This is a genomic window from Micromonospora sp. NPDC050795 (genome assembly GCF_044456785.1).
GTDB lineage: Bacteria > Actinomycetota > Actinomycetes > Mycobacteriales > Micromonosporaceae > Micromonospora.
Window position 1 is genome coordinate 1 of record NZ_JBITGE010000114.1, and the last position, 1,311, is coordinate 1,311.

At 66.7% G+C, this 1,311-nt stretch carries 2 protein-coding genes and 1 pseudogene; all 3 read left to right on the forward strand.

Annotated features, from left to right (window positions below; translation table 11 throughout):
• Positions 1-324: 324 nt before the first annotated feature.
• Positions 325-372: pseudogene (locus tag ACIBEF_RS32455) on the forward strand (hypothetical protein); the annotation flags it as partial.
• Positions 373-704: 332 nt separating this feature from the next.
• Positions 705-926 carry a transposase gene (locus ACIBEF_RS32460; RefSeq protein ID WP_396797239.1) on the forward strand — a complete coding sequence of 74 codons (222 nt, stop codon included), beginning with the start codon at positions 705-707 and terminating at the stop codon, positions 924-926.
• A gap of 208 nt (positions 927-1,134) precedes the next feature.
• The coding region (locus tag ACIBEF_RS32465) for a transposase (RefSeq protein WP_396797241.1) at positions 1,135-1,311 on the forward strand (177 nt) is incomplete at its 3' end.

A 1,311-nucleotide genomic window follows, 5' to 3' on the forward strand; every position in this document is an offset into this window, starting at 1 on the left:
CCCACCCGTCCCCGATCAGCCTCCCCTTCGCGCACATCCCCACCGCACACCACGACACCAGGCACATCAGCGCCACCCCACCGCTGAAGGGCTGTGGATCTAAGAGCGCGTTTGGTTTGTGGGGCGGTCGGGTGTGTCGCACAGTGGGTCCGGTCGATGGCCGTAGCTCGGTCGGTAGACAGGCATGGATCGAGTGCGGCGGTACCCCTCTGACGTGACCAACGCCGAGTGGGAGATCATCGAGGCGATACTGCCGTCCCCGCAGTGGATGGGCAGACCAGAAAAGCACCCCGGCAGGCCGTCATCGACGCCATCTTGTCCGTGGTGCACACCGGTTGCGCGTGGCGGTACCTGCCAGTCGACTTCCCGCGGTGGCAGACCGTGTACGCGCACTTCACCCGGCCGAACAGTCGGGGCGTGACCGAGCGGATCCTGACCGAGCTACGGGAACAGATCCGGGTGGCTCACGGCCGGGAGCCCGAGCCGACGGCGGGGATCATCGACTCGCAGAGCGTGAAAGGCGCCGACACCGTGCCCCGCGGGACTCCCGCGGTTATGACGCCGGGAAGAAGATCAACGGTAGGAAACGGTTCATCGTCACCGACACCCTCGGCCTGCTGGTCACCGTCTGGGTCCTGGCCGCGTCCTGACAGGACCGCGACGGCGCCAAAGGCGCCCTGCTCGTCACTTACGCGGCCACCCCCATCCGGCACGTCTTCGCCGACACGGGCTTCGCCGGATGCCTCGTCGACTGGGCCCGAGACCTGCTACGCGCCACCGTCGAGATCGTCCACAAACCCACCGACCAACGAGGGTTCGTCGTACACCCCCGCCGCTGGGTCGTGGAGCGGACCCTGGCCTGGATCACCGCCCACCGCCGCCTGGCCCGCGACTACGAACCCACCGCGCGATGTCAGAGGCCATGATCCGATGGGCAGCCCTCGGCGGCATGCTCAGCCGCCTTGCCCGAGGCGAAGCCGCCACCCGCCAACAACGCCTCACCTTCAACACACCCGACTGACAGCAATGTGAAACGCGCTCTTAGAACTCCTAACTAAATGATGTTGGGCGTGTCCTCTGGGGGTGTGAGGCTCGTTCTGTTTGAACGTGAGGAGGGGTGAGCAGCCGCCGTGGATCGTCTCGGACGAACTCTGGGCCGAGATCGAACCGCTGCTGCCACCGCGTCCACCTCGCCGGCACCGGTTCCCTGGCCGTAAGCCCCTCGACGACCGCAAGGTGTTGTGCGGGATCCTGTTCGTTCTGCACACCGCGATCCCGTGGGAGTACCTGCCCCAAGAGCTCGGCTTCGGC